This is a genomic window from Pseudoalteromonas sp. Z1A6 (genome assembly GCF_011378745.1).
Classification (GTDB): Bacteria; Pseudomonadota; Gammaproteobacteria; order Enterobacterales; family Alteromonadaceae; genus Pseudoalteromonas; species Pseudoalteromonas arctica.
In genome coordinates, this window is record NZ_WTKW01000396.1 from 1 (window position 1) to 3526 (window position 3526).

The window sequence follows — 3526 nt, forward strand, 5'->3', positions numbered from 1 at the left end:
CTAGAAGTCTTCCTCTTAATCTTAATTCACGTTAATATTGCCGCTTGGACAATTTCTCCAGAGGCACTCAAAAAGCTATGAAAGCTAAATTTACAGGTCATGATACTTTCCCTCTGCGCTATGGATGGCTATTCAAAGCGGTTAATCATTTGAATTCAAATGGTAATTTCTCAAGTTCTGACGAAGAAAGTATTCGTCATTCTATTGTTGAGCTTGGCGTTGGTAAAAATATGGTTAAAGCGATTCAGTATTGGGCTGAGTCGAGCGGTATTATAAAAAGCGAAAGAGAAAACAATAAAACTCTGCATAAAGTTACTAAGGGTAAAGGGCAATATTTGTTTGGTAATGATGGTAAAGATCCTTACTTAGAATTATCGGGTTCTATATGGTTGTTGCACTTTTGGTTAAACTTTAATGATGAGCACTTAACTGCATATCGATACTTTTTTAACTACTCTAATGTTCAGCACTTTGAGAAATCAAAACTGATTGATGATTGCTATGAAGATGCAAAACGCTTAGTTAAAAGTGAAGTTGGTAATGTTACAACTATAAAAAAAGACATGGATTGTTTTTTAAATATGTACAGTAAGAAAGTTAAGACAACAACAAAAAAAATAGATGAAGATCACTTCACCTCTCCACTTGCCGAGCTTAATTTAGTGCAAGACAATGGTCGTTCTTTTTATGTTAGTAATTTAACAGAAAGACCTGAGCTACCTATTGACGTATTTATATATGCATTACTTGAGTTTTTCAAAGTAGAAACCGTTGACTCTAACGTGAGTACTATTGACTTTGATTCATTACTGACTAAACCGTGTTCACCGGGACGTATATTTAGGTTGTCTGAATCTGGATTAGGGCAAAAACTCGATGAAGCTCAAGAACATACTAACAAAAATATATCATGGGTTGATTCACTAGGGCTAAGGCAAGTTAATGTCTCTGACTCTGCAAAAAACAATACTATCAATTACTTAAATGACTATTACGGCAAATACAATGTCTGAATCTATTATTGCAATTAACCAACGATATAAAAGCTCTACTCGCATTGATGTTGATAGTGCAAACCTAAAACCTTTTATTGATGATTTTATTGTACATGGTACAGCGATAAATGTACTTGATACTGTTAGCCGTGAATTTGAAGGTAGTACGCAAAGAGCATATACAATCACCGGTCCTTATGGTTCTGGTAAATCAACTGTAGCCTTATTTTTATCTTGCTTACTTTCTACTGATTCAGACCAACGTAATTACGCACTGAGCAAACTTAATAGTTCTCAAAAGGTAATTACTGAGTTTGATGCTAGATTTAAAATTACCAACGGCTGGAAAACAATTAAACATGTTTGCGGTCTAGAAGCGCCTGCTAATAGTATTTTAATCAGTTTATTGAAAGCATTTAACGTCAAGTATAATACTGAAGATATTCTGGCTCTTAATGATGATGAATGTTTAGCCAAGATTAAATCTCTTCTACAAAAACAAAGTGATAATGAAGACGGCGTTTTAATTCTACTCGACGAAATGGGCAAAGCTTTAGACTATCAATCGCGTGCAAATAAAGACTTACATTTATTTCAGTCTCTGGCCGATATTGTTCAACAGACTAAGCGCCCTGTATTACTGGTTGGTTTTTTACATCAAGCATTCTCTGATTACGCTAAAAATAAAGACGTTAAAACACAGCAAGAGTGGAGTAAAGTTCAAGGCCGCTATAGAGACTTAAGCTTTAACCCTTCAATTGATGAATCTTTAATACTTGTTGGTGATTCAATATTTAGAGCACCTAAAGTAGTAAAAGCTATTGAGTCAAAGTATGAAAAGTTAGTTGACGTTGCTAGCTCTGCGTTTGTAAATCAAAACAAAAATGTTAATGCGTTAAGTAATACGCTACCACTTGATCCTATAGTTAGTTTATTACTTGGCCCTGTTTCTCGTCGCCGCTTTTCACAAAATGAACGTAGTTTGTTTGGCTTTTTAGCATCACATGAAAAGTATGGGTTCAGAGAGTTCTTAGAAACAGAGTATAGCGAACTCAATGAAGCATTAAATCTATATCGTCCTGAAATGTATTGGGATTATTTACATCATAACTTACATCATTTAATTGTTACTTCTCAAGATAGTAAGGCATGGTTAGAGGGTTGTGATGCCATTTATAGAGCAGAGCAAAAAGGCGGTGAACTCCATACAGCTATAACTAAGTTAATCGCCCTACTCACTATCTTTGGTTTTCATCATCAGTTACATGGCAAACGTGATTTTATAAAAAAATACTTCGTTAGTCGCGGTTATGAAGCTGCCGAAATAATGCAATCACTGATAGATTTAGAGACTTGGACGGTCATTATTTACCGACAAAAACACGATGCTTTATTTGTGTTTCAAGGTAGTGATATCGACATTAATAACCTTATCAATGAGCGTATTGAAGCCATAAGCTATGGTGTGGATTGGACTGAAATATGTGATATACCGCAAAATATTTTAGCAACGGCACATTACCATAAAACAGGTACTATGCGCTGGGCAACTACAAAGCTGATAAACAAATACGATGTTGATCTTATCAAGCCATTTGTTACCCAACCTAAAACGGGTGAAGCATTTGCTACGTTTATTTTATGCGTGAATGAAGATATTGCTAAAGCACTTAAACCTCATGAAGAAGCAATGCCTTTCAGTATTGTTGGAAAGTTTGAAGACTTTTCAAACCTTAAAAATGCTGCTATTGGGTTAATTGCTTTAAAACAAATACTCAAAGACGAGAAAAAAATAGCGCATGATCTAATTGCAAAAAATGAGCTAGAGAATCGGATTAAATTTGCGCAGTCTAATGTTGACCATGAATTGCAGTATGTTTACAAAAACGCTGATTGGTTTCATTGCGGTAAAAAGTTAGAAACGGCACCTTTAACATCTGTCGCCTCAAAAATTGCAAATGATCTATTTAATAAGTCACCAGTAGTAATAAACGAGCTTGTGAACCGTTCAAAGCCTTCTGGTAGCGCAAACAGTGCTATTCGTAAGCTAATGAATGCAATGTTTAGATTTGGCGATGAAAAAGATTTAGGTTTTGATGAAAAATCATTTCCTCCAGAAAAAGGGCTATATCTTTCTTGTTTAAAGAGTAAAGGTTGGCACTGCGAAACACCTGAAGGTTTCTTGTTCCCTAGTGAGTGGAGCAAAGACGCTATAAAAGCAAACCCTAGAATGCATGAGTTATTTGAAAGTGGTTTTGAGTTTATTAAGAAAAACTCAACTACAAAACAAGTAACGATGGCTGAGCTTTATGAAATGTGGATGCTACCACCATATGGTTTAACTGCTGGTTTATGCCGTATTTATGGTTTAGCTCTTTTAAAATCACTTGAAGGGCAAGTAGCTTTTTACGATTGGGATTCAACCAATCAGTTTATTTTCATACCTGAACTTGACGAAGAATTAGTAAATAAAATATATAAACATCCGATTGAAGCCGGTGTTAGGTACTTTGAAATTTCAGAAATTCAAA

The 3526-nt window shown here is 35.0% G+C and carries 2 protein-coding genes; both read left to right on the top strand.

The genetic code is table 11. The features are described from left to right. Positions 1-77: 77 nt before the first annotated feature. Positions 78-1013: a DUF4007 family protein gene (locus GQR46_RS17695; RefSeq protein ID WP_165741778.1), complete on the top strand. Its 936-nt coding sequence runs from the start codon at positions 78-80 to the stop codon at positions 1011-1013. Beyond that, the coding region (locus tag GQR46_RS17700; protein ID WP_165741780.1) for an AAA family ATPase at positions 1006-3526 on the top strand (2521 nt) is incomplete at its 3' end. The genes GQR46_RS17695 and GQR46_RS17700, both read left to right, overlap by 8 nt.

Excerpts from the sequence above, each read along its gene's own strand:
- GQR46_RS17695 (WP_165741778.1), top strand. The coding sequence starts at position 78 with ATGAAAGCTAAATTTACAGGTCATGATACTTTCCCTCTGCGCTATGGA.